The following is a 256-nucleotide window of genomic DNA, read 5'->3' as shown; positions in this document are numbered from 1 at the left end:
TATATATATATTTATTTAAAAGCTTTATTTCAAGTATTTATGTTTTCAACGTTTTTTGCACCTTTTATAGTTCTTTGTTTATTGCAAGCTTATTTTTTTAAATGCTATAGCACAGGAGAAAAACGTAAAAAAATAAGTTGGCTCATAGGGTTTGTATGTTGCTCTCCTTTTGTATCAATGTTTTTAAATTGTATAATCGATGGGTAATTTTTATCCTTAAAGATAATTAGATTTTAAACTTTATAGTAAGGATTTT

At 23.8% G+C, this 256-nt stretch carries 1 pseudogene; it reads left to right on the top strand.

Going from position 1 to position 256, the window contains the following annotated elements:
* A pseudogene (locus H2280_RS08615) lies at nucleotides 1–207 on the top strand (hypothetical protein); the annotation flags it as partial.
* Nucleotides 208–256: the final 49 nt, after the last annotated feature.

This window comes from Campylobacter sp. 2457A (assembly GCF_020135895.1).
GTDB classification, from domain to species: domain Bacteria; phylum Campylobacterota; class Campylobacteria; order Campylobacterales; family Campylobacteraceae; genus Campylobacter_D; species Campylobacter_D taeniopygiae.
Note: the sequence above shows the minus strand (reverse complement) of the source record. Positions and strands in the feature narration are given on the sequence as shown.